A 25,104-nucleotide genomic window follows, 5' to 3' on the forward strand; every position below is an offset into this window, starting at 1 on the left:
TCCTGCAGCTTTGCAGCATATCGGTATGCATCCTAAGGCTATTCTGGTAAGGAGGCATTTTACCCGGGTATGCGGCAAAGCTGTATGTTAAGGTGCTAATATATTTAAAATGTTCAGGAGGAAATTAGAGATGGGTAGAGTGTACAATTTTTCAGCAGGACCGGCAGTATTACCGGAGGAAGTATTAAAGTCAGCAGCAGAAGAGATGTTAGATTACAACGGGACCGGGATGTCGGTTATGGAAATGAGTCATCGCTCAAAAGCTTTCGAAGAGATCATTACAACGGCAGAGGCTGATTTAAGAGAGCTGATGAATATTCCTGACAACTATAAAGTACTGTTCCTTCAGGGCGGAGCATCCCAACAGTTCGCGATGATTCCGATGAATCTGATGAAAAATAAGGTGGCAGATTATATTGTGACAGGACAGTGGGCAAAAAAAGCGGCCAGCGAGGCGGCAAAATATGGAAAGGTGAATAAGATTGCTTCTTCTGAAGACCGGACATTTTCTTATATCCCGGACTGTTCTGATCTGCCTATTTCCGAGGATGCCGATTATGTTTACATCTGTGAGAACAACACAATTTACGGAACAAAATTCAAAGAGCTGCCGAATACAAAGGGAAAGACCCTGGTAGCAGACGTGTCCTCCTGCTTTTTATCCGAACCTGTGGATGTGACCAAGTACGGTGTGATTTATGGCGGCGTACAAAAAAATATCGGACCGGCTGGTATGGTCATTGTAATTATCCGCGAAGACCTGATCACAGAGGATGTTCTTCCGGGAACACCTACTATGCTTACATATAAGACACATGCAGATGCAAAATCTCTGTACAATACACCGCCGGCATATGGAATTTATATCTGTGGAAAGGTATTCAAATGGTTAAAGGCCATGGGCGGTCTGGAAGCAATGAAAGCACGCAATGAGAAAAAAGCAAAGCTTCTGTATGATTTCCTGGATGAGAGCAAGTTGTTCAAGGGTACTGTAGAAAAGAAGGACCGTTCTTTGATGAATGTACCGTTTGTTACAGGAGATGCAGATCTGGATGCGAAGTTTGTCAAAGAGGCTAAGGCTGCCGGACTTGAGAATCTGAAAGGCCACAGAAGTGTGGGCGGTATGCGTGCAAGCATTTACAATGCAATGCCGTATGAAGGAGTAGAAGCGCTGGTTACATTCATGAAAAAATTCGAGGAGGAGAATCTGTAATATGTATAAGTATAATTGCCTGAATCCAATTGCCCAGGTAGGGTTGGATAAATTTGATGAAAACTATGTAAAGACTGATAAAGTAGAAGAAGCAGATGCAGTGATCGTCAGAAGTGCTGCTATGCATGAGATGGAGTTCAGTGAGAATCTAAAGGTGATCGCCCGTGCTGGAGCCGGAGTCAACAATATTCCATTGGACAAATGTGCAGAAAAGGGAATCGTTGTATTCAATACACCGGGAGCAAATGCAAACGGGGTGAAGGAACTTGTGATTGCCGGAATGCTGCTGGCAGCCCGTGATATTATTGGTGGTATCAACTGGGTACAGGAGCATGAGGAAGACGGTGACCTGGTGAAGATGACAGAAAAGAAGAAGAAGGCCTTCGCCGGAACCGAGCTGGAAGGAAAGACACTCGGTGTCATCGGTCTGGGAGCAATCGGTGTGCTGGTGGCAAATGCTGCGACCCATCTGGGAATGGAAGTATACGGTTATGATCCATATGTCTCTGTAGATGCAGCATGGAAGTTATCCAGAAACATCCATCATGCAAAGACTGTAGATGAATTATATAAAGAATCTGATTATATCACGATTCATGTTCCTGCTCTGGAGGATACGATTGGAATGATCAATAAGGACGCCATCAGCCTGATGAAGAAGGATGTGGTCATTCTGAACCTTGCAAGAGACCTTCTGGTAAATAGTGAAGATATGGTAGATGCACTTGTGTCTGGAGCAGTAAAATGCTATGTAACAGACTTCCCGACCCCGGAAATCGCCGGAGTGAAGGGTGCAATTGTCATTCCGCATCTGGGAGCATCCACAGAAGAGTCCGAGGATAACTGTGCGAAGATGGCAGTCAAGGAGACAATCGATTATCTGGAAAATGGTAATATCACACACTCCGTGAACTATCCGGACTGCGATATGGGTGTAAAAGGTGACGGAGCCAGAATCACGATCCTTCACCATAACATTCCGAACATGCTGGGACAGTTTACCGGACTGCTTGCAAAAGCAAACATGAATATCTCTTTGATGGCGAACAAGAGCAAAAAGGGATATGCCTATACCATGATAGATGTAGATGGTGTTGCAGCGGCAGAGGTAGTAGATGCACTGGAAAAAATCGAGGGAGTTCTGAAGGTCAGAGTCATCCAATAAGATTATCCATTGCTTCATACTCCGTATTGTTCATGAAGAAGACATCACTATAGAAAAGCGGAAAAAGGGAGGTCAGAATTTGGTGTTGAATGCTAGATTCTGACCTCCCTTTTTTCGCTTTTTAGTCATAAATTTAGTGAATTAACGTATTGACAAAAGTTGTATATTTGTATACAATTATACAAGGATGCAAAAACTATATGCTATCCAATTACATATTCAGCGATAAATGAATGATTCAGGAGGAGTTTTGTGATGGAAAACAGAAAAGTATTTTTAAATAAGCACACGAATTTGTTAGAACTAGAAGAGCATATGTATCCGTTGGTCGATGTGGAGACTCCGAATGTGTTCCGAAATCTGTTTCATTATGATGAGGTTCCGAAGATTGCTTTCAATGACAGAATTGTACCTCACCATATGCCGGATGAAATCTGGATTACGGATACGACGTTCAGGGACGGACAGCAGTCACGGGCTCCTTATACAACAGAACAGATCGTAACGATTTTTGATTATTTACATAAATTGGGCGGACCGAACGGGAAGATCAGACAAAGTGAATTTTTCCTGTACAGCAAGAAGGATCGGGATGCAGTATATAAGTGTATGGAAAAGGGATATGAATTCCCAGAGATCACGAGCTGGATTCGTGCGAATAAGAAGGACTTCCAGTTGGTGAAGGATATCGGATTAAAGGAGACCGGAGTGCTGGTGAGCTGCTCAGATTATCATATTTTCTACAAGCTCAAGATGACAAGAAGAGAGGCTATGGAGCATTATCTTTCTGTCATCAGAGAATGTCTGGAGACTGGGGTTCGCCCGAGATGCCATCTGGAGGATATCACTAGATCAGATATCTACGGATTTGTGATTCCATTTTGTCTGGAATTGATGAAGCTGATGGAAGAGTACCAGATTCCTGTGAAGATCCGTGCCTGTGATACAATGGGGTATGGTGTGAATTATCCGGGAGCAGTGATTCCGCGTTCTGTACCGGGAATCATTTACGGATTAAGGACTCATGCTGGTGTTCCAAGTGAATTGATTGAATTCCATGGACATAATGATTTCTACAAGGCAGTCAATAATTCTACGACAGCATGGCTGTATGGGGCATCGGGCGTGAACTGTTCCTTGTTTGGGATTGGAGAACGTACTGGAAATACACCTTTAGAGGCAATGGTATTCGAATATGCACAGCTTCGGGGAAATCTGGACGGTATGGACACGAGAGTCATCACAGAGCTGGCAGAATATTATGAAAAAGAAATCGGATATGAGATTCCAGCCAGCACTCCGTTCGTAGGAAAGAATTTTAATGTGACACGTGCCGGAATCCATGCAGACGGTATGCTAAAGAACGAAGAAATCTATAATATTTTTGATACAGATAAATTCCTGAACCGGCCTGCACTTGTTTCTGTTTCAAATACATCTGGTATTGCTGGAATTGCCTATTGGATCAATGCATATTACAAGCTAACGGGCGACCGAGCAGTAGACAAAAATTCTGAGCTTGTCAGGGAAGTAAAGCTCTGGGTAGACAAAGAATATGAAGAAGGTCGCGTTACGGTCTTGACAGATGAGGAATTAGTTGCCAAAATAGATAGTATATGCGGTGAACTGCATATAACACTCTAACTTGGGAGGACATAATAGTAAAATGGGAGAATATCAGGATAATTCCTTAAGCAGCCGCGTTTTTCAGAGAATCCGGGACGATATTCTGAAAGGTAAGTATAAAGAACACGACGAATTGAGGGAGAACACAATTGGGAAGGAGCTTGGGGTCAGCCGTACTCCTGTGCGTGAGGCTCTAAGGCAGCTCGAGTTAGAGGGGCTTGTTTCGATCATTCCCAATAAGGGAGCGTATGTGACGGGGATTTCACCGAAGGATGTCAGCGATATCTACATGATCCGTTCTATGCTGGAAGGATTGTGTGCAAGATGGGCAACAGAGAATATATCGGATGAGCAGTTGGATGAATTGGATGAGATCATGCTTCTTTCAGAATTTCATATGAAGAGAGAAGGCGGAGGCAGTGCGGAACAGATGGCAGAGCTGGACAGCAGGTTCCATGCAGTTCTGTATGAGGCTTCTAATTCCAGGATCTTGAGCCACTTGCTGCTGGATTTCCATAAGTATGTTCAGGTGGCCCGTGAGACTTCCGTTGTATCAGAGGACCGTGCACGAAAGTCTATCCGGGAGCATAAGCAGCTTTTACGTGCCATCCGGGATAAGGACGCAGACCTTGCGGAGCAGCTCGCTAATGAGCATATTCTGCATGTGATACTGAACCTGAGAAAGCAAGGTTACGAAGAAATTTAGGAGGAGACAGATAAGATGGAAAAGATTAAGATGACCACACCGATTGTTGAGATGGACGGCGACGAGATGACACGTATCCTTTGGAAGATGATCAAAGAGAATCTTCTGGAGCCATACATTGAGCTCAACACAGAGTATTATGACCTGGGCCTGGAATACAGAAATGAAACGAATGACCAGGTTACCATTGATTCTGCCAATGCGACGAAGAAATACAAAGTAGCCGTAAAGTGTGCGACGATTACGCCAAATGCTGCACGTATGGACGAATATGATCTGAAAGAGATGTGGAAGAGCCCGAACGGGACAATTCGTGCGATCCTGGATGGAACAGTGTTCCGCGCACCAATCGTGGTAAAAGGGATTGAACCATGTGTGAAGAACTGGAAGAAGCCGATTACGATTGCCAGACATGCATATGGTGATGTGTACAAGGGATCAGAGATGAAGATTCCGGGTGCAGGAAAAGTGGAGCTGGTCTACACAGCAGAGGACGGAACACAGACGAAAGAACTGGTACATAACTTCACAGGCCCTGGAATCGTTCAGGGAATGCACAATATCAACCAGTCGATTGAGAGCTTTGCAAGAAGCTGTTTTAACTATGCTCTGGATACAAAGCAGGATCTGTGGTTTGCGACGAAGGATACGATTTCTAAGAAGTATGACCACACATTCAAAGATATTTTCCAGGAAATCTATGATGCAGAGTATGATGAGAAATTCAAGGCCGCTGGAATTGAATATTTCTATACATTGATCGATGATGCTGTTGCACGTGTCATGAAATCAGAGGGCGGATACATCTGGGCATGCAAGAACTACGACGGGGATGTGATGAGCGATATGGTATCCTCTGCATTTGGTTCTCTTGCTATGATGACTTCTGTGCTGGTATCTCCAGATGGATACTATGAATATGAAGCAGCTCACGGGACCGTTCAGCGTCATTATTACAAGCACCTGAAAGGGGAGGAGACTTCTACGAACTCTGTAGCAACGATCTTCGCATGGACTGGTGCGCTGAGAAAGCGCGGAGAACTGGACGGCAATACAGAATTGATGGAATTTGCGGACAGACTGGAAAAGGCAACGATCGACACGATTGAATCGGGCAGCATGACAAAAGACTTAGCACTGATTACAACAATCGAGAATCCAACGGTTCTGAACAGCGAGGATTTCATCAAGGCGATCGCGACTCGTTTATAAGAGGAGAGTCTCTTTATGAGATAATTTATAAGATAAGAATCGAACAGGGAAGGCTGCATATCATCAGCCTTCCCTGTTCTTTAATGTTTTGTTTTTATTCTGCAAGTTCTTCCCATTTTTCATAGAGCGTTTCAAGTTCTTCCTCGTTTTGCGATTTTTCTACGGCCAGCTCCTGGCATTTTACGGAATTGGAATAGACATCCTCATGGGTCATCAATTCATCGATCTTTGCATTGCGTTCTTCTAACACGGCAATTCTTTCTTCCGTCTTTTTTAATGCATTCTGACGTTTTCGTTCCCTTGCCTGTTGTTCTTTCTGTTCCTGCCAGCTTAGCTTCCCGCCGGAAACATTCCCGTCAGCAGCGGATGATGACGACGGAACAGATGCACCAGCAGAGGAAGCGGAAGGGCTTCCAGATGAAGCGGCAGTATTTCCGGAAGTAGAAGCGTATACAGCAGTCAGTTCTTCCTTTTTCTCCAGATAGTAATCGTAATTGCCTATATAATTTACAAATGTCTGATTCACAAGTTCCAGTATACGGGTAGCAGTCTGATTAATGAAGTAACGGTCGTGGGACACATAAAGGACAGTTCCCGTATATTCGTTCAGTGCCTTCTCTAAGATTTCTTTGGAGGTGATATCTAAGTGGTTGGTCGGCTCGTCGAGGATCAGGAAGTTGGCCTCAGAGAGCATCAGCTTCGCCAGGGACACACGTCCCTTTTCGCCGCCGCTCAAGTCGCCGATCAGCTTATATACATCATCTCCGGTAAACTGGAACGCAGCCAGTGTATTGCGGATCTGTGTGTTCGTCAATGTCGGATAATCATCGGAAATTTCATCAAAAATATTTTTATCCTCATGCAGGACGTGATGTTCCTGGTCATAATATCCGATTTTTACCTTGGACCCCAGTGTGAAGGAACCGGTATCAGCCGAAACGACCTGATTCAGGATCTTGAGCAGAGTGGTCTTGCCTGTTCCATTATCTCCGATGACGGCTACATGTTCTCCTCGTTTGATCTCAAAACTGATGTCCCTAAATAAGACCTGGCTGTCAAATGCCTTGGAGAGCTCCTCTACAATTAACACATCATTACCGCTGATGCAGGACGGTTCCAGTGACAGATGCATTTCTTTTGCCGCATCCTGTGGTTTTTCTACCAGAGTCATCTTGTTGAGCATCTTTTCACGGCTCTCGGCACGCTTGATGGATTTCTCGCGGTTGAAGGAGCGGAGCTTTTCGATAACGGCCTCCTGGTGTTTGATTTCACGCTGCTGATTCAAATACTCCTTGAGCATGGCATCGCGGATCTGCTGTTTTTTGTCGGCGTAATCCTTGTAATTGCCGGAATACATGCGGACGGCACCATTTTCTACTTCTATGACCTTTGTGACAACACGGTTCAAGAAAAAACGGTCATGGGACACGATAAATACGGCACCTGGATAGTTCAGAAGATAGGTCTCCAGCCAGGTGATCGAGTTCAGGTCCAGATGGTTAGTCGGCTCATCGAGAAGCAGGATGTCTGGTTTGGTGAGGAGCAGCTTACCAAGAGAGACTCGGGTCTTCTGTCCCCCGGAGAGGGTATCGGTCTTCTTGGAAAATTCATCCTCTGTGAAGCCAAGTCCTTTCAAAACACCTACGATTTCGCTTTCATAGGCATAACCGTTCTGAGCTTCAAATTGTGACATGAGACGGTTGTAAGTCTCCAGCCGTTTATCCAACTCTTCCCCGCTCAAAGACTTTAATTCATGTTCAATGGAGCGAATCTGATGTTCCATCTCTATGATGTGGGCCTTTGCGGTCTTTACTTCCTCGTAGATAGAGCGTCCGCTCTCCAGATTCTGCTGCTGGGCTAGATAACCAAGGGTCTTGCCCTTTGTCAGCACGATTTCGCCGCTGTCTGCCGGCTCTTCCTTTACGATCATTTTTAAAATCGTTGATTTGCCGGCACCGTTCACACCGACCAATGCCGCTTTTTCTCTGTCTTCTATATGAAAAGAGCCATCTTTTACAATTAATTGATCCCCAAATGATTTATTGAGATTATGACATGCAAGTATCATAATAAACCTCCTGTATCTTAAGTGTACCCTGCAGCCGGACTTTTGACCGGTGTAAGGAAATGTATGTCCCTGTATCGCAGGATTTATGTGGACATGCCTAAAAAGGCGTATATCCAGGGATACTTTTAGGGTATACCCTTTTCATTATAACGAAAATAAAGTAAAATACAACTAAAAATTTGACTTTGTCAACGCAATTCTATATAATAAAATCTGGTACATTGTTTTGTAAACACCTATGCATGGACCGAGGTAGCCCGCATAGATATTTACAAAGCAGTGTATTAGACTAAGTTTGGAGGGTGATTGCTGTGGAAGAGAGAGAAATATCACGTGCGGTAATAGGACGGCTGCCAAGATATTACAGATATTTGGGAGAATTACTGGACGCAGGCGTAGAGAGAATCTCGTCAAACGACCTGAGCAAGAAGATGAGCGTCACTGCTTCACAGATCCGCCAGGATTTGAATAATTTCGGTGGTTTTGGACAGCAGGGATATGGGTATAATGTAAAGTATCTCTATACGGAGATTGGTAAGATTTTGGGATTGAACAGAGAACATAATATGATTATTATAGGCGCAGGTAATCTCGGACAGGCACTTGCCAATTATGCTTCATTTGAGAAGAGTGGTTTTCATTTGAAGGGACTGTTTGATGTGAATCCAAGACTGGAAGGCGTAAGTATTCGCGGGATACCAGTACGTATGATGGATGATCTAAAGACATTTTTAAAGCATAATGATATTGAAATCGCAGCACTTACGATTCCAAAATCAAAAGCGATTGAGGTGGCAGACATCTTAGTGGCAAGCGGAATCAAGGCGATTTGGAACTTTGCACATACAGATTTGAATCTGCCGGAGGATGTGATTGTAGAAAGCGTACATTTGTCAGACAGCTTGATGAAGCTCTCCTACAATATCAGCCGCTACAATGAAGAACATGGCAAATGATAGAGAATACAAAGCGTGTAACGAAGGCTGACCAGCCTTTTTTACACGTTATTTCATTTCTTAGGAAGTCAGGATGGTGATAATATGAGATACCTCCCTACAGGAGAATGGATGCAGAAAGCGGACAGTTATACGATCAACGAAATTGGACTTCCATCAATAGTATTGATGGAAAGAGCGGCACTTGCTATGGTGGATATCATGGAACAAGAGCAGCTTGATCTGTCCAAGACGCTGGTCTTCTGTGGTTCCGGCAATAATGGAGGCGATGGATTTGCCATCGCGCGTCTGTTGAAGAATCGGGGATATGATACAAAGGCTGTATTTGTGGGCCGTGAGGCATCGATGAGCGAAGATTGTAAAAGACAGAGGCAGATCGCAGAAAATTCCGGCGTTTTAGTGGTCACAACTGTGGACCAGGAGGAATATACTACTATAGTGGATGCTGTTTTCGGGGTGGGATTGAACCGTGAGATTACCGGGGATTATTTGGATGTCATCAGGAAGATGAATGCACTGAAAGGAGCAAAGGCAGCAGTGGATATTCCGTCAGGCGTTTGTTCCGCGACCGGAAAAGTGCTTGGGGCCGCTTTTGAGGCAGAGCTGACAGTCACATTTCAATGTGAGAAGCTGGGCTGTATCCTTCATCCGGGGCACTTGTATGCAGGTAAGACGGTGACTGTGGATATTGGTATTGATGCCGGAATATTTAAGAACGAAGATACACTTTGTTATACCTTTACTAAAAAGGATCTTCCAGACCTTCTTCCCCCAAGGAAACCGAACTCCCACAAGGGGACTTATGGGAAGGTGCTCATGATTACAGGGAGCAAAGGGATGGCAGGGGCGGCATACTTAAGTGCCAAGGCGGCATATACAAGCGGCGCCGGGCTGGTACAGATCTATACATCCGAGGATAACCGTGTGGTCCTGCAGCAGCTTCTGCCGGAAGCTATTATTTCTACTTATACAGACTTTGACGAAGAAAAGTTAAAAAAATTCCTTTCCTGGGCAGATGTCGTTGGAATCGGCTGCGGCTTAGGACAGAACAGAGTGTCCGAACAGATATTAAAGACCACACTGACAGAAGTAAAGGTCCCCTGTGTCGTAGATGCAGATGGGCTGAATCTATTGAGCTGTCATCTTGAATTATTAAAAGAGCAAGATACTCCTATGATTCTGACTCCCCATATGAAGGAAATGTCCGGTCTTTTGGGCTGTTCTGTGACGGAGCTTGCACAGGAGCGTTTTGAGAAGGTGAAGGCATTTACGGAAAAATATGGAGTGGTCTGTGTACTTAAGGATGCCCGAACAATCGTAGTGAAAAGAAATCATCAGATTTTTGTCAATACAGCCGGGAACAGTTCCATGGCAAAGGCCGGGTCAGGGGATGTGCTCGCAGGAGTGATTTCTGGGCTTTTGGCGCAGCACATGGACACTTATGAGGCGGCGGCCTGCGGGGTATACTTACATGCCTGCGGCGGAGATGAGGCAAAGGCGGCGAAAGGGTCTTACAGTGTATTGGCGGAAGATCTGATAGCAGGAATTGCCTGCTGTACAAAAAAGACAGAGGAGTGTATGGACAGATGAAACAATACAGCAGAGTGTATGCCAGAGTCGACCTGGATGCAATCGAATATAATATGGAACAGATGAAAAAGCATATCGGTGACGATGCTCAAATTATTGCCGTAGTGAAAATGGACGGCTACGGACACGGTGCAGCTCCGATCGCAAGAATGTTCGAGGAGAAGGACTATATCTGGGGATATGCGACTGCGAGCCTGGAGGAAGCTATTTCTCTGAGAAATTCCGGGATTGAAAAACCAATCCTTGTTCTGGGGTGTGTGTTCCCGGAGCAGTATGAGGATATGCTTACTTATGATATCAGGACCACTATTTATATGGAAGAAACAGCTCGGGAGATATCCAAAGCGGCACAAAAGCTTGGAAAAACAGCCTGCTTCCACATCAAGATCGATACCGGAATGGGAAGGCTGGGATTTTTGCCGAATCAGGAAAGCATTCAGAAAATCGCAGAGATCAGTCGTCTGCCTCATGTGAACGTAGAAGGCGTTTTCACACATTTTGCAAAGGCTGACGAGACAGACAAAAGCTATACACTGACTCAGCATGAGAAGTTTACCTGGGTGAAGAATGCTCTGGAAGAGGCTGGAATCTATATTACATATTATCATTGTGATAACAGTGCTGGAATCATCGACTTCCCGGATATGAAACATAATCTGGTGCGTGCCGGGATCGCTACTTATGGCATGTATCCTTCCGACGAAGTGCACAAGGAGGCAGTGAGTCTCCGTCCGGCACTGGAGCTGATAAGCCATGTTACCTTTGTAAAAGAGGTCGAGGCAGGGGAATCCATCAGTTACGGTGGAACCTTCACGGCAAAGGAAAGGATGAAGGTCGCTACAGTCCCTGTTGGGTACGGAGACGGGTATTCCAGAGGGCTGTCCAACAAGGCGGACGTGCTGATCCATGGAAAACGTGCACGCATCCTGGGACGTGTCTGCATGGACCAGTTCATGGTGGATGTGACAGATATACCTGATGTAAAGTTCATGGATCAGGTGGTACTTGTCGGGTATGATCAGAATGAACATATAACAGTGGAGGAATTGAGCGCGGTCTGCGGCCGTTTTAATTATGAGTTTGTCTGCTGCCTCGGCAGGCGGATTCCAAGAGTTTACACAAAAGGCGGGGAAGTCGTGGAACAGGTAGAATACCTGTCCTAGCGAGTTATATCCAAAATTTTCCGTGCACTTGCATACATCCGAAAAAGCAGGGAATACTTTAGTATACCCAATGGGCATTGTTTATACATGCCTTGCGGGCGGGATTACAGCTTGATGCTGTAAAGAAGTATCCCTATACAGGTTTTATTATGCGGCAGCAGGCCGTATGGTATACCCGTATATGAAAGTATGAGAATCGGAGTGTGAAGTGGTTTGGTGATAAAAAGAGGAGATATATATTATGCGGACTTAAGTCCGGTAGTGGGTTCGGAACAGGGCGGTATCCGTCCGGTGCTGATCATCCAGAACGATGTGGGGAATAAGCATAGCCCTACCGTGATCTGTGCGGCAATTACATCCAGGATGAATAAGGCGAAGCTGCCGACTCATATTGAAATCAGTGCAGAGAAATATCATATTGTAAAAAATTCAGTGATATTGTTGGAGCAGATACGCACAATCGATAAACAGAGGCTCAAAGAATTTGTCTGCCATGTAGACAGTGGATTGATGAGGAAAGTAAACGATGCTGTACGGATCAGTCTGGAACTTTCTACATAAATGAGGAAATTTTAAGTGAGCTTGTCATAGCTGGAAAGGGGACGCCCATCTGTAAGGGAAAGAAAGCCGGACATAGATGTGGGCCGTTTCATCAGACCTGCCGCTTATATAAGCAGCAGGTCTGATGAAACGGTCCGCATCCATGTCCGGCTTTCTTTCCCTTACAGACGGGCTGGTTTCATCCATATCGATGAGAAGCTTACTTGGGGAGATTTCTGGTGAGGGATGTGGGGACGGGTCTGGAGGAGGGACGATTGTGTTTCTGCTCACTTGTGTAATGTGGGGGATATCAGAGAGAGTGTGGCCCTATTATAAATGGATATGGAGGAGAGGAAAAGAAGAGTATCTTAACCTATCTGGGATGTAACGAGGCTGGTTCGATATTTCATTTTGACTCTACAATTACAAAAATAATATGAAGAAATAATTGAAATATCGAATAAAGAGTGATAAAATTGTAAGGCGAGTTTATCGGTTAAAATATATAGAAAAATAAGATAAAGACGAAAAGAGGAGATTAGAGATGTCAGGACATTCTAAATTTGCGAATATTAAGCATAAGAAAGAAAAAAATGATGCTGCTAAGGGTAAGATTTTTACGAAGCTTGGTCGTGAGCTTGCTGTTGCAGTGAAAGAGGGCGGCGGTCCGGATCCTAATAATAACAGCAGACTTCGTGATGTAATTGCGAAAGCAAAATCAAATAACATGCCGAACGATACCATCGAAAGAAATATCAAGAAGGCAGCAGGTGAAGGTTCTGGAGACAATTATGAGCATATTACATATGAAGGATATGGACCGAATGGTACAGCCATCATTGTTAAGACTCTGACAGACAATAAGAATCGTACAGCTTCCAATGTTAAGAATGCATTTACAAAAGGAAGTGGAAATGTTGGAACACCTGGATGTGTATCTTTTATGTTTGATGAAAAAGGACAGATTCTGGTAGATAAAGAAGAATGCAGCATGGAAGCAGATGAACTGATGATGCTTGCGCTGGATGCAGGTGCAGAAGATTTCGTGGAAAACGATGACAGCTTTGAAATCCTTACTGCCCCGGAAGATTTCAGTGCAGTCCGTCTGAAACTGGAAGAAGAAGGAATCGTCATGGCAGATGCAGAAGTGACGATGATTCCGCAGACATATGTAGAACTCACAAGCGAAGAGGATATCAAGAACATTCAGAAGACATTAGATTTACTGGATGAGGATGATGACGTACAGGACGTATATCACAACTGGGATGAGTAAGAGTGTTTATACAGCGGCTTTATTCTAACTGCTCAAGAAGATAATGTAAAAGAAAATCGAGGAAAATGTTCGGCAGCACCGTCATTTACCTCGATTTTTTATGATTTTATAACAAGGACTTTGCACAAGGACTCTACGTCCGAATTTCATCTTGCGGGCATTACTGGGATATGGTACAATATCTTGTGATATTAAAACGAATTCTAATGTTTATACGTTAAAAGGAGATAAAATGAACCATGAAAATTTGAGGTCGGATATGATCACCCTTTTTGGGGAGACAGCCGATTATGCGAAGAAGTTTCATAAGAGTACGTATGAGACGGATATGGATACGCTGCTGAACCAACATGGTGCACTGTTGGGGAGGATACGGGAGGCTTTCGAGGAATCGGATGAATCCTTGGAGGAGACAGCCTCTTACATCCCCCAATATGTGGAAGAGCAGCTTATGGCGATACCATCGAAGAGGAAGAGAGACATGGTATGTCTGGATTATAATATGAACATGGTATCCTATTTTGTCCCGCTCATGGGTGAGATCACAAGTGTGAAGACAAAGGAATTTACAGACCGGATGATTGCAGTCTGGAACCAGAAGATGCCGGGGAATAAAATCAGTCACTCCAGCAGAGACCAGATTCAGGGTGGATTCAAAAAAGGACTCTGCTATATCACTACGGCTGTTTGTAAGAGCCTTGACAAGCCGGATAATTGTTATGAGCTGAGCCTGCTTCGGGACTACCGCGATCAATACATGCTTGAGTCAAAAGAGGGCATGAAGACCGTGGAGGAGTACTATAATATTGCACCGACGATCGTGAAGCGCATCAACCGTCAGGAGGATGCAGCGCAGATCTACGAAGGAATATGGGAAGAATACTTAAGCCCCTGTGTCAAGCTGATCGAAGAAGGCAGAAAAAAGGAATGTCAGGATCTTTACAGTGATATGGTACACAAACTGGAAAAGAAATATTTATATTCATAGGAGGAAGAAAATGAGCAGCTACAAAATGGAAACAAAATGTATACAATCAGGATATGAGCCGGGGAACGGGGAGCCGAGAGTTCTTCCTATTTATCAGAGTACAACATTCAGATATACAAGCAGCGAACAGATGGGAAGACTGTTCGACCTGGAAGAGTCAGGATATTTTTATACCAGACTGCAGAATCCGACGAATGATGCGGTTGCAGCAAAGATCTGTGATCTGGAGGGCGGGGCAGCAGCTATGCTGACTTCATCTGGACAGGCAGCGAATTTTTATGCCATCATGAATATCGTACAGGCAGGGGACCATATCGTATGTGCATCCGCACTCTATGGCGGGACCTATAATCTGTATGCTCATACAATCAAGAGGATGGGAGTAGAAGCTACTTTTGTGGACCCGGATTGTACAAAAGAAGAATTAGACGCTGCATTCCAGGAGAATACAAAGGCAGTATTCGGAGAGACAATAGCCAATCCTGCACTTGTTGTCCTTGATATTGAAAAGTTCGCTGATGCAGCACATGCACATGGTGTTCCATTTATTGTAGATAATACCTTCGCAACACCGATCAACTGTCGTCCAATTGAGTGGGGCGCAGATATCGTGACTCATTCTACAACAAAGTATATGGATGGACATGCAGCATGCGTAGGCGGCGCTATTGTTGACAGCGGTAATTTTGACTGGGATGCCCATGCTGAAAAGTTCCCAGGATTGACCACACCTGATGAGACCTATCATGGGATCGTATATACTAAGAAATTTGGAAAAGGGGCTTATATTACAAAAGCCACGGCACAGTTGATGAGGGATCTTGGTTCTATCCAGGCTCCGCAGAATGCGTTTCTTCTCAATATTGGCCTTGAAACACTGCATTTGCGTGTGCCGCGTCATTGCGAGAATGCACTTGCTGTGGCGAAGTATCTGCAGAGTCATGAGAAGGTGGCATGGGTTTCCTGTCCATCTCTGCCAGGAGATAAATATTACGATTTGGCACAGAAATATATGCCGAACGGAACCTGCGGTGTTATCACTTTTGGCCTGAAAGGTGGAAGAGAAGCTGCAGTGGAAATGATGGATAAATTGAAAATGGTTGCGATCGTAACTCACGTTGCTGATGCAAGAAGCTGTGTTCTTCATCCGGCAAGTCATACACATCGTCAGATGAACGAACAGGAGCTGATGGAAGCAGGTGTTCAGCCTGATTTGATCAGATTCAGTGTGGGAATTGAAAATGTGGATGATATTATCGCAGATGTAGAGCAGGCACTGCTTTAAATAAGATGGTATGGATGTATACAATTTGCATTCATACCTTTTTTGATGAAATTTTCTAATTAAAATAAATCATCTGCCCTGTATAATTCTTGCTTTTTTTCAGATACTAAGTAAAGCGTCAACAATTCTTTTCATCCGTGAGAGATGTAAGGTAGTGCGTGATGAGAAGAAATGAAAAGCGATACTTAATTTGAACTGCGGTCCTAAGGATAGCAGAAATCTAAAAAGGCAGGAGTGGATGAGATATGATGAATGAGCAGGAAAATAAGGAGAGCAAGGATATAGACAACCAGAATATAGACAGTCAGGATATGGACAGCACCAGAGGCGAGAAGGAAGAGCAGATTCAGAAGAACCAGGCCGAGGAAAATGAAGAAATCAAAGATACAGGAACTCTCCGTCTAGGAAAAGGGAGTGGGCGTCATAATATACAGCTAATGACGATTATTGGCGAGATTGAAGGTCATGAGGCTGTATCGGGAAACACAAAGGCGACAAAATACGAGCATTTAATCCCAAGACTTGCAGAAGCGGAGGATAATGATGAGGTGGAGGGAATCCTGGTCCTGCTCAATACATTGGGCGGAGATGTGGAGGCAGGACTGGCAATTGCGGAGATGATCGCATCTTTAAGCAAGCCGACCGTTTCACTGGTACTTGGGGGGAGCCATTCCATTGGAGGGCCGCTTGCAGTGTCTGCAGATTATTCCTTTATCGTACCAAGCGGGACTATGATTGTCCATCCGGTGCGTTCCAGTGGAATGTTCATCGGAGTGGCTCAGAGTCTCCGCAATATGGAAAAGACTCAGGATCGTATCACGAAGTTTATCTCAGACCATTCCAGGATAACGCAGGCAAGACTGGAAGAGCTGATGCTAGATTCCACTCAGCTCGTGAAAGATGTAGGGACACTGCTTGAGGGACAAGATGCAGTCCGGGAAGGTATCATAGATGAAGTGGGAGGAATTAGTCAGGCACTTCACAAGCTGCATGATATGATTGAGGGCGATAACAAAAGGGAGTCATTGGAGCTGCCTCCGATATAAAGACCTGGATAAAAAGTCATTATGAAAGAAACTGATTTTGGGAGAAACTAATTGCTGAAATTGTCAGGAAACAAAATCTTAGCAGTTAAGGCTTGAAAAATTTAACCTTAACTGCTAAAGTAAATTCTTAGACGAAAAAAATCATAATGACAGGCTTTTGAAAAAATGATATACTAAATATAGTATGTTTAAAAGCCAAGGGGGAAGTATTATGGCTGCAAAGTCAACAAAAAAGAGAAAAAGCACAAGAGGCAAGCCAAAGAAAACACAGGGGAATGCTGTTTTAAAAGATGAGATTTTGATTCTGTCCATGTTGGCAGTTTGTATCCTGTTAGTAATCAGCAACTTTGGCCTGGGCGGAATTGCGGGGGAGGCAGTTTCGTCAGTCATGTTTGGGTTATTTGGATTTATGGCTTATTTTCTGCCATTCATCCTGTTTGGGGCAGCGGCCTTTACGATATCGAATAAAGGCAATGCCCATGCGTACATAAAAGTGGGCGCAGCAGTGGTCATGCTGCTGATGCTTACGGCGTTTCTGGAATTGGTGATGAATTCCTATGATGCAAAGGCCGGACTGCTCACCTATTATCATCTGGCGAGTGAACATAAGAATGCCGGAGGACTTCTGGGCGGATGTATTGTTAAGCTGCTCTGTCCGCTGATCGGTGTTGCAGGGACCTATGTGGTGATTGTCATCCTGATGATCATCTGCACGATTCTGATTACGGAGAAATCACTTCTGACTCCGCTTGGACATAAGAGCAAGAAGGCATATGAGGACGCGAGACGCCGCAAAGAAGTGTCCGCGACGAGGAGGCTGGAGCGTCAGCAGGAACGGAAAGAAGAGAAGGATGTCAAAAAGGCAAAGCGCCAGGACAATAAGGTCTCAGGAGTCTCTTTTGCCACAACCTTAACAGGCAATACATCTGGAAGAAAATCACCGGATCTAAAAGAGCTGACACCGGAAGAAGAGCTTAAGAAGACGGCACCTATACCGTCTCCGTTCGAGGACCTGGTCATTAACCGGCCAGAGCCGATAGTTGACCCGGCAGATCCGGTAGAGGAGATTATCCCGGAGGAGCCTGTGCAGATGGAGGCATTAGAACCATCCAGGAAGCGTAAGACGCAGGAAAGTGCACAGACTGTTGCGGCAGAGGCCGATCAGGTAGAAGCGACGGTCAAAGCTCAAGAGGAGAAACCACAGAAGGCGTATAAGACTCCTCCTCTTTCCCTTTTGAACCGTGGAAAGAAGACCGGAGGAGATTCGGATGCTCATTTAAGGGCCACTGCTTTGAAATTAGAGCAGACACTGCAGAATTTTGGAGTAAAGGTTCATGTTACCAATGCTAGCTGCGGCCCTTCAGTTACAAGGTATGAGATTCAGCCGGAACAGGGAGTCAAGGTCAGTAAGATTGTTGGACTTGCCGACGATATCAAGCTGAACCTTGCAGTGACAGATCTAAGAATTGAAGCACCGATTCCGGGGAAAGCTGCGGTCGGAATCGAGGTGCCGAATAATGAGAATACAGCGGTCATGCTGCGTGATCTGCTGGAATCCAATGAGTTCAAGAATAGTAAGTCAGGAATTTCATTTGCAGTAGGGAAAGATATTGCAGGTAAGACTGTCGTTGCAGATATTGCTAAGATGCCCCATCTTCTTGTAGCGGGTGCTACGGGATCGGGTAAATCCGTCTGCATCAACACATTGATCATGAGTATCATCTATAAAGCAAGTCCAGAGGACGTGAAGCTGATCATGGTAGACCCGAAAGTGGTTGAGCTGAGCGTATATAATGGGATTCCTCATCTGCTGATTCCGGTCGTGACAGATCCGAAGAAGGCAGCCGGAGCCCTGAATTGGGCAGTGGCGGAGATGGAAAAGCGCTACAAGCTTTTTGCAGATTATAATGTCAGAGATTTGAAAGGCTTCAATGAGAAGATTGAACAGATGGAACCAGGAGACGGTGTTCCGAAGAAGATGCCGAAGATCGTCATTATCGTAGACGAGCTGGCTGATCTTATGATGGTGGCACCGGGAGAAGTAGAAGGCGCTATCTGCCGTCTGGCTCAGCTCGCCAGGGCTGCCGGGCTGCACTTGATTCTTGCGACCCAGCGTCCTTCTGTTAATGTTATCACTGGACTGATTAAGGCGAATATGCCTTCCAGAATTGCATTTTCCGTTTCGTCGGGCGTGGATTCACGTACGATCATCGATATGAATGGAGCTGAGAAGCTGCTGGGGAAGGGAGACATGCTTTTTTATCCGACTGGATATCCAAAGCCGGTCCGGGTACAGGGCTCCTTTGTTTCAGATAAAGAAGTACAGAAGGTGGTCGACCATCTGATCGAGCATAACGGCAACGCCTCTTACAGTGAGGAAATTGAGGAGCATGTCAATTCCAGCACAGGAACTAATACGGGAATACCTGGTGCGGCTTCTGACGGTGGGAATGACAGAGATACTTATTTTGTAGAGGCCGGGAAGCTGATCATCGATAAAGATAAGGCATCCATCGGCATGCTGCAGCGCATGTTCAAGATTGGGTTCAATCGGGCGGCCCGCATCATGGACCAGCTTGCAGAGGCTGGTGTTGTGGGAGAAGAAGAGGGCACAAAGCCTAGAAAGATTTTGATGTCACCCGAAGAGTTTGAGCAATACATAGAAGAAAATATATAAAACCAATTACAGGAGGTAAACAAATGAAAACAGATATTCAGATTGCACAAGAAGCAGAGATGCTGCACATTAAAGAAGTGGCAGCAAGTATTGGAATTGAGGAGGACGACCTCGAATTTTACGGGAAATATAAAGCAAAATTATCCGAGGAGCTGTGGGATAAGATCAAGGACAAAGAGGATGGAAAGCTTGTTCTGGTAACAGCAATCAATCCGACTCCGGCAGGAGAAGGAAAGACAACAACAACAGTAGGTCTTGGACAGGCTATGGCAAAGTTAGATAAGAAGGCCTTAATTGCACTGAGAGAACCATCTCTAGGGCCTTGCTTCGGAATCAAGGGCGGAGCAGCAGGAGGCGGTTATGCCCAGGTAGTTCCGATGGAGGATCTGAATTTACACTTTACAGGAGACTTCCATGCAATTACTTCTGCGAACAATCTGCTCGCAGCAATGCTGGATAACCACATCCAACAGGGCAATGCACTTCGTATCGATCCACGCCAGGTCGTGTGGAAACGCTGTCTGGATATGAACGACAGAGTCCTTCGTAATATCGTTGTCGGCCTTGGAAATAAAATGGACGGTATGGTCAGAGAGGATCATTTTGTCATCACAGTTGCTTCTGAGATCATGGCGATTCTCTGCCTGGCAGATGACCTTGCAGACTTAAAGCGTCGTCTTGGCAGAATTATTGTTGCTTATAACTTTGATGGCGACCCTGTGACAGCAGAGGACCTGCAGGCTACAGGCGCGATGACAGCTTTATTAAAAGACGCTATCAAACCGAATATCATTCAGACATTGGAACACACACCGGCGCTGGTACACGGCGGCCCATTCGCTAACATTGCCCATGGCTGTAACAGTGTGCGTGCTACAAAGATGGCATTGAAGATCAGTGATATTACTATCACTGAAGCAGGCTTTGGCGCAGACTTAGGTGCTGAAAAGTTCCTGGATATCAAATGCCGTAAAGCAGGCCTGAAACCAGATGCTGTAGTTTTAGTTGCAACTGTGCGGGCTTTGAAGTATAATGGTGGAGTTGCAAAAAGCGATTTGGGAGAAGAGAACCTGGAAGCTCTTGCAAAAGGAATTGTAAATCTAGAAAAACATATTGAAAATATACAAAAATATGATGTGCCGGTAATCGTCACATTGAATTCTTTTGTAACAGATACAGATGCGGAGAATGAGTATATCCGCCGATTCTGCGAAGAGCGAGGATGTGAATTTGCTCTTTCAGAGGTCTGGGAAAAAGGTGGAGAGGGCGGTATCGAGCTTGCGAAAAAGGTTCTTGATACATTAGAGAATAAGGAAAGCCATTTCCACCCATTATATGAAGACGAACTGACATTAAAAGAGAAGATCGAAAAGATTTCAAAAGAAATCTACGGTGCACGCGGTGTTGTCTATGAGCCGGCTGCAGAGAAGCAGCTTGCTAAAATTGAGGCAATGGGATTTGGCTCATTTCCAGTTTGCATGGCAAAGAACCAATATTCTCTGTCAGATGATGCTAAGAAGCTTGGGCGTCCTGAGGATTTTGATATCCATATCCGTGAAGTCTATGTCAGTGCAGGTGCAGGATTTGTAGTTGCCTTGACTGGGGCGGTCATGACAATGCCGGGTCTTCCAAAAGCACCGGCGGCAAATAATATCGATGTTGCAGAAGACGGTAAGATTATCGGCCTGTTTTAAAGGAGAATTAGATGGCACAGATTATTGATGGAAAGCTGATTTCAAAACAGATAAAAGACGAATTGAAGGAACAGGTTCAGTCCATGAAGGCGGAAGGCACCAATATCTGTCTGGCTGTGATACAGGTCGGGGAAGATCCGGCATCTACTGTCTATGTAAATAATAAAAAGAAGGCATGCACCTATACTGGAATTGAGTCCAGGGCATATGAGCTTCCAGAGTCTACATCAGAGGCGGAATTGATTTCTCTTGTAGAGCAGCTCAATGCAGATGACGGGGTGAACGGGATTCTGGTCCAGCTCCCGCTGCCTTCCCATATGAATGAAGATAAGATTATCCGCACGATTTCACCGGACAAGGATGTGGATGGATTCCATCCGGTCAGCGTCGGAAGGCTCTGGATCGGGGAAGAGGGGTTCGTGTCCTGTACCCCGGCTGGAATCATCCAGCTTTTGAAACGCTCGGGAATTGAAATTAGTGGAAAAGAATGTGTTGTAATCGGGCGAAGCAATATTGTCGGCAAACCGATGGCAGCACTTTTGCTCCGGGAGAACGGAACAGTCACGGTAGCCCATTCCCGGACAGAGAACTTAAAAGAAGTTGCAAAGCGCGCAGATATATTAATTGTTGCAATCGGAAAGAAAGAATTTATCAATTCGGAATATATAAAAGATGGGGCAGTCATCATCGACGTGGGGATGCACAGAGATGAGAACAATAAGCTCTGCGGGGATGTTGATTATGCAGATGCCGTCAGCAAGGCTTCTGCAATTACACCAGTACCTGGCGGGGTAGGACCTATGACCATTGCGATGTTAATGAACAATTGTGTGGCTGCTGCGCGCAGGCAGGAGGAGTTAAGATGAGATGTACACATTGTGGTGCCATAATTCCGGACGATATGCTTTGGTGCCCGGAATGCGGTATGGAAGTTCAGATTGTACCGGATTATAATCCTCTGGAAGATGTCCTTGCACAGGAAGTGAAGGGTTCTGTTGAAGACGCCACAAGACAGATCAGAACGGATGATATCAGAAGATACCGCCGTGAGGGGTCAAGGGAGTATAGTAATTCTACAAGAGTATTAAGCCAGGGAGAACTGGATGAGATAAGGGCAAGAAGAAATGCAGCCATGAGGCAGGGCCGCAGAGAAGGAAGGAATACCACAGGATCCATGCGACAGTCCGCAAGAGGGACGACTGGAAACATGCGGCAGGCTTCCAGGAACACGACAGGATCTATTCGTCAGGATAGGGCAGATACAGGTTCTATGCGCAGGCAGGCTACAGGAACGATACACCAGAGAAGTGAGGCAGAGGAAAGGCGGCGCCAGCAGATTGCCCGGAAAAAGCGATTGGCTAAGAAACGCCGTCAGAGGGCTCTGATCATCTTTTTGCTTTTGATCATCCTGGCAGGGGTACTTGGATTTGTATACTACCAGAATTCTTATGAGGGGCAGATACGGAAAGGAAACCAGGCACTCCAGTCAAGTGACTATTCACTTGCAGAGTCATATTATAAGAAAGCAATCAATAAGAGCAGTAAAAAGGCAGAGGCTTATACCGGTCTTTCTAAAGTTTATATCCAGCAGGATGACCTGGAAGAGGCAGAAACTGTATTTACAACAGCCATTGCCTCACAGCCGTCCAATGTAGAGCTTTACAAGGCGGCTATCCAGTTTTATGTAGACACAAAGCAGTTATTGAAGATTTCTGAACTATTGGCAGATTGTGAATATGATGAAGTTCTGGAAGGGGTCAAAGACTATGTGTCTAAGGAACCACAGTTCAGTCTGGAAGAGGGAACTTATGAGGAAGTGCAGCAAGTGACGCTGAGTTCTGATGGAGGGACCATTTACTATACAGATGATGGTTCGGAGCCGGATACCTCCAGCAAGAAATATACGGAACCGATTTTGCTCAAGGAAGAGGGAAGTCATGTCATCAAGGCGATTACTGTCAATAAGAAGAAGGTGCCAAGTCTGACAGCAGCCCGCACTTATGTGATTCAGCTTCCAATTGCAGATGCACCGTCAGTAACGCCGTCTACCGGGCAGTATGAGACTGCATCCAAGATTACGATAACGGTGCCTGAGGGATATACAGCATATTATACGACAGACAATACAGATCCGACAGATCCGGCTGTCACTCCTGAGGAGTATACAGGACCGATTGATATGCCAGAAGGCCAGACGATGTTCTCAGCTGTCCTTAAAAATAATAATACTGGTAAATATACCCAGGTGACGAAGAGGAACTATATGCTTGAGATTACCCAGTAAGGAACCGATGAAAAATCATACCGCTGTGTTAAAAAATAGACAAAAACACAGCGGTATTTTTGTGCAAAAATTAACGGATTTTTTACATGCTAACGGTTGCGTTAAAACTTTAACAGTGCTATAATGAACACGTTAAAAAAATAACATACTGATAAAGGAGATGCAGCAAAATGAGCAGGTTTACATTACCAAGAGACATTTATCACGGAAAAGGATGTTTGGAAGAACTGAAGAATCTGAAAGGAAAGAAAGCAATCCTTGTAGTAGGCGGCGGTTCCATGAAGCGTCAGGGATTCCTTGACAAAGCAGTTGGATACCTGAAAGAAGCAGGAATGGAAGTTCAGTTATTTGAAGGCGTTGAGCCAGATCCATCTGTAGAGACCGTTATGAAGGGTGCAGAAGCTATGCGTGCTTTCGAACCGGACTGGATCGTGGCAATGGGTGGTGGATCACCAATAGATGCAGCAAAGGCAATGTGGGCATTCTACGAATATCCAGAGGTGACATTCGAAGATTTATGTATCCCATTTAACTTCCCAGAACTGAGACAGAAAGCAAAATTTGCAGCAATTCCGTCTACATCCGGAACAGCTACAGAGGTTACAGCATTCTCAGTCATCACAAACTATCAGACAGGTGTGAAGTATCCGTTAGCTGACTTCAACATCACACCAGATGTTGCAATCGTTGACTCTGAGTTAGTAGAACAGCTTCCGGCAAAACAGGTTGCTTACACAGGTATGGACGCACTGACACATGCAATCGAAGCATATGTATCCACATTAAACTGTGCTTTCACAGATCCTCTTGCAATCCAGGCAATCGAGATGGTATTCGATTATCTGCCAGCTTCCTACAAAGGAAACAAAGAGGCAAGAGAGCAGATGCACAGCGCACAGTGTCTGGCAGGTATGGCATTCTCCAATGCACTGCTTGGTATCGTACACTCCATGGCACACAAGACAGGAGCTGCTTTTTCAACAGGACATATTACACACGGATGTGCAAACGCAATGTACCTTCCATATGTAATCAAATACAATGCAAAAGATCCTGTTGCTGCTAAGCGTTATGCTGAAATCGCACGCAGAGTAGGACTTCCGGGAGCATCTGAGAAGGCCCTGATCAACAGCCTGTGTGAAAAAATTGACGATTTCAACGTACAGCTGAACATTCCAAAGACTCTGAAAGAATTCGGTATCAACGAAGACGAATTCAAAGAGAAGATCGCAAAGATTTCCGAACTGGCTGTTGGAGATGCATGTACAGGTTCCAACCCAAGAAGCATTACACCAGCAGAGATGGAAAGACTGTTCAACTGCATTTACTACGGTACAGAAGTAGACTTCTAAATATCAGATATCACATACATATCCGGGGACAACCGGTAGAAAAAGTATCAAAACGGGGATGGCCTGATATGGGCGGTCTCCGTTTTGTATATAACAGGTCACAAATCAGGATGGACAGTCTTAGAATTGATTTTTAAGGAAAATGGAGCTGGAAAACAGAGGCGGCTCTATTTTTAGGAAAGAGTACTTGCCATTCCTTTATTTATGTCGTATTATAAGAAAAGAGTGATTTTTTTTATCCGAAATGGATAGGAAAGTCCGCC

The 25,104-nt window shown here is 44.9% G+C and carries 19 protein-coding genes; 18 read left to right on the forward strand and 1 reads right to left on the reverse strand.

What is annotated here, in order from left to right; all coding sequences use genetic code 11:
• Positions 1-130: 130 nt before the first annotated feature.
• The 5 genes from serC (at position 131) to HGO97_RS11000 (ending at position 5,922) form a co-directional block, all read left to right on the forward strand.
• The gene (gene serC / locus HGO97_RS10980) at positions 131-1,213 is read left to right on the forward strand and encodes a 3-phosphoserine/phosphohydroxythreonine transaminase (RefSeq protein WP_216241554.1); all 1,083 of its coding nucleotides are present in this window, start codon (positions 131-133) and stop codon (positions 1,211-1,213) included.
• A 1-nt stretch (position 1,214) separates the two neighbouring features.
• Positions 1,215-2,378 (forward strand): phosphoglycerate dehydrogenase, encoded by a 1,164-nt coding sequence (locus HGO97_RS10985; protein WP_216241556.1) that lies wholly within the window; start codon positions 1,215-1,217, stop codon positions 2,376-2,378.
• A gap of 255 nt (positions 2,379-2,633) precedes the next feature.
• Entirely contained in the window at positions 2,634-4,022 is a 1,389-nt protein-coding gene (locus tag HGO97_RS10990; RefSeq protein WP_216241561.1) for a beta/alpha barrel domain-containing protein, read from the forward strand.
• A 22-nt stretch (positions 4,023-4,044) separates the two neighbouring features.
• On the forward strand, positions 4,045-4,710 hold the full coding sequence (locus HGO97_RS10995) for a GntR family transcriptional regulator (RefSeq protein WP_216241563.1): 666 nt from the start codon (positions 4,045-4,047) through the stop codon (positions 4,708-4,710).
• Positions 4,711-4,725: 15 nt separating this feature from the next.
• Positions 4,726-5,922: an NADP-dependent isocitrate dehydrogenase gene (locus HGO97_RS11000; protein ID WP_216241566.1), complete on the forward strand. Its 1,197-nt coding sequence runs from the start codon at positions 4,726-4,728 to the stop codon at positions 5,920-5,922.
• 94 nt (positions 5,923-6,016) lie between these two features.
• Here HGO97_RS11000 and abc-f read toward each other — a convergent pair whose 3' ends face one another.
• The gene (abc-f, locus tag HGO97_RS11005; protein ID WP_216241569.1) at positions 6,017-7,990 is read right to left on the reverse strand and encodes a ribosomal protection-like ABC-F family protein; all 1,974 of its coding nucleotides are present in this window, start codon (positions 7,988-7,990) and stop codon (positions 6,017-6,019) included.
• A gap of 311 nt (positions 7,991-8,301) precedes the next feature.
• Here abc-f and HGO97_RS11010 point away from each other — a divergent pair, with 311 nt between their 5' ends.
• The 13 genes from HGO97_RS11010 to HGO97_RS11070 all read left to right on the forward strand — a co-directional run bounded on the left by HGO97_RS11010 (position 8,302) and on the right by HGO97_RS11070 (position 24,841).
• Complete coding sequence (locus HGO97_RS11010; protein ID WP_168866717.1) at positions 8,302-8,946, forward strand: redox-sensing transcriptional repressor Rex; 645 nt, start codon at positions 8,302-8,304, stop codon at positions 8,944-8,946.
• Between the two features lie 84 nt (positions 8,947-9,030).
• Entirely contained in the window at positions 9,031-10,536 is a 1,506-nt protein-coding gene (locus tag HGO97_RS11015; RefSeq protein ID WP_216241571.1) for an NAD(P)H-hydrate dehydratase, read from the forward strand.
• The gene (gene alr, locus HGO97_RS11020) at positions 10,533-11,699 is read left to right on the forward strand and encodes an alanine racemase (protein ID WP_216241573.1); all 1,167 of its coding nucleotides are present in this window, start codon (positions 10,533-10,535) and stop codon (positions 11,697-11,699) included. The genes HGO97_RS11015 and alr overlap by 4 nt, the downstream gene beginning before the upstream one ends.
• A gap of 213 nt (positions 11,700-11,912) precedes the next feature.
• Positions 11,913-12,260, forward strand: coding sequence for a type II toxin-antitoxin system PemK/MazF family toxin (locus HGO97_RS11025; protein ID WP_216241576.1), 348 nt, complete (start codon positions 11,913-11,915; stop codon positions 12,258-12,260).
• Positions 12,261-12,783: 523 nt separating this feature from the next.
• Entirely contained in the window at positions 12,784-13,515 is a 732-nt protein-coding gene (locus tag HGO97_RS11030) for a YebC/PmpR family DNA-binding transcriptional regulator (RefSeq protein WP_216241579.1), read from the forward strand.
• Between the two features lie 232 nt (positions 13,516-13,747).
• On the forward strand, positions 13,748-14,503 hold the full coding sequence (locus HGO97_RS11035; protein WP_216241580.1) for a CFI-box-CTERM domain-containing protein: 756 nt from the start codon (positions 13,748-13,750) through the stop codon (positions 14,501-14,503).
• Positions 14,504-14,513: 10 nt separating this feature from the next.
• Positions 14,514-15,788 (forward strand): O-acetylhomoserine aminocarboxypropyltransferase/cysteine synthase family protein, encoded by a 1,275-nt coding sequence (locus HGO97_RS11040; protein WP_216241582.1) that lies wholly within the window; start codon positions 14,514-14,516, stop codon positions 15,786-15,788.
• Between the two features lie 311 nt (positions 15,789-16,099).
• Entirely contained in the window at positions 16,100-16,834 is a 735-nt protein-coding gene (locus HGO97_RS11045; protein ID WP_216241765.1) for a ClpP family protease, read from the forward strand.
• Between the two features lie 211 nt (positions 16,835-17,045).
• A complete protein-coding gene (locus tag HGO97_RS11050; protein WP_216241585.1) occupies positions 17,046-19,511 on the forward strand; it encodes a DNA translocase FtsK in 2,466 nt (821 codons plus the stop codon).
• A gap of 23 nt (positions 19,512-19,534) precedes the next feature.
• Positions 19,535-21,205 (forward strand): formate--tetrahydrofolate ligase, encoded by a 1,671-nt coding sequence (locus tag HGO97_RS11055; RefSeq protein WP_216241587.1) that lies wholly within the window; start codon positions 19,535-19,537, stop codon positions 21,203-21,205.
• Between the two features lie 11 nt (positions 21,206-21,216).
• Positions 21,217-22,071 carry a bifunctional methylenetetrahydrofolate dehydrogenase/methenyltetrahydrofolate cyclohydrolase FolD gene (folD, locus tag HGO97_RS11060; RefSeq protein WP_216241589.1) on the forward strand — a complete coding sequence of 285 codons (855 nt, stop codon included), beginning with the start codon at positions 21,217-21,219 and terminating at the stop codon, positions 22,069-22,071.
• A complete protein-coding gene (locus tag HGO97_RS11065) occupies positions 22,068-23,489 on the forward strand; it encodes a chitobiase/beta-hexosaminidase C-terminal domain-containing protein (RefSeq protein ID WP_216241591.1) in 1,422 nt (473 codons plus the stop codon). The genes folD and HGO97_RS11065 overlap by 4 nt, the downstream gene beginning before the upstream one ends.
• A 170-nt stretch (positions 23,490-23,659) precedes the next feature.
• On the forward strand, positions 23,660-24,841 hold the full coding sequence (locus HGO97_RS11070) for an iron-containing alcohol dehydrogenase (protein WP_216241592.1): 1,182 nt from the start codon (positions 23,660-23,662) through the stop codon (positions 24,839-24,841).
• The last annotated feature ends 263 nt before the right edge of the window (positions 24,842-25,104 follow it).

The sequence above is a fragment of the Faecalicatena faecalis genome (genome assembly GCF_012524165.2).
Classification (GTDB): Bacteria; Bacillota; Clostridia; order Lachnospirales; family Lachnospiraceae; genus Faecalicatena_A; species Faecalicatena_A faecalis.

Bases quoted from the DNA above. Each gene is read 5' to 3' on its own strand.
- serC (WP_216241554.1), top strand. From the start codon at position 131: ATGGGTAGAGTGTACAATTTTTCAGCAGGACCGGCAGTATTACCGGAG.
- HGO97_RS10985 (WP_216241556.1), top strand. From the start codon at position 1,215: ATGTATAAGTATAATTGCCTGAATCCAATTGCCCAGGTAGGGTTGGAT.
- HGO97_RS10990 (WP_216241561.1), top strand. From the start codon at position 2,634: ATGGAAAACAGAAAAGTATTTTTAAATAAGCACACGAATTTGTTAGAA.
- HGO97_RS10995 (WP_216241563.1), top strand. From the start codon at position 4,045: ATGGGAGAATATCAGGATAATTCCTTAAGCAGCCGCGTTTTTCAGAGA.
- HGO97_RS11000 (WP_216241566.1), top strand. From the start codon at position 4,726: ATGGAAAAGATTAAGATGACCACACCGATTGTTGAGATGGACGGCGAC.
- abc-f (WP_216241569.1), bottom strand. From the start codon at position 7,990: ATGATACTTGCATGTCATAATCTCAATAAATCATTTGGGGATCAATTA.
- HGO97_RS11015 (WP_216241571.1), top strand. From the start codon at position 9,031: ATGAGATACCTCCCTACAGGAGAATGGATGCAGAAAGCGGACAGTTAT.
- alr (WP_216241573.1), top strand. From the start codon at position 10,533: ATGAAACAATACAGCAGAGTGTATGCCAGAGTCGACCTGGATGCAATC.
- HGO97_RS11030 (WP_216241579.1), top strand. From the start codon at position 12,784: ATGTCAGGACATTCTAAATTTGCGAATATTAAGCATAAGAAAGAAAAA.
- HGO97_RS11035 (WP_216241580.1), top strand. From the start codon at position 13,748: ATGAACCATGAAAATTTGAGGTCGGATATGATCACCCTTTTTGGGGAG.
- HGO97_RS11040 (WP_216241582.1), top strand. From the start codon at position 14,514: ATGAGCAGCTACAAAATGGAAACAAAATGTATACAATCAGGATATGAG.
- HGO97_RS11045 (WP_216241765.1), top strand. From the start codon at position 16,100: ATGGACAGCACCAGAGGCGAGAAGGAAGAGCAGATTCAGAAGAACCAG.
- HGO97_RS11050 (WP_216241585.1), top strand. From the start codon at position 17,046: ATGGCTGCAAAGTCAACAAAAAAGAGAAAAAGCACAAGAGGCAAGCCA.
- HGO97_RS11055 (WP_216241587.1), top strand. From the start codon at position 19,535: ATGAAAACAGATATTCAGATTGCACAAGAAGCAGAGATGCTGCACATT.
- folD (WP_216241589.1), top strand. From the start codon at position 21,217: ATGGCACAGATTATTGATGGAAAGCTGATTTCAAAACAGATAAAAGAC.
- HGO97_RS11065 (WP_216241591.1), top strand. From the start codon at position 22,068: ATGAGATGTACACATTGTGGTGCCATAATTCCGGACGATATGCTTTGG.
- HGO97_RS11070 (WP_216241592.1), top strand. From the start codon at position 23,660: ATGAGCAGGTTTACATTACCAAGAGACATTTATCACGGAAAAGGATGT.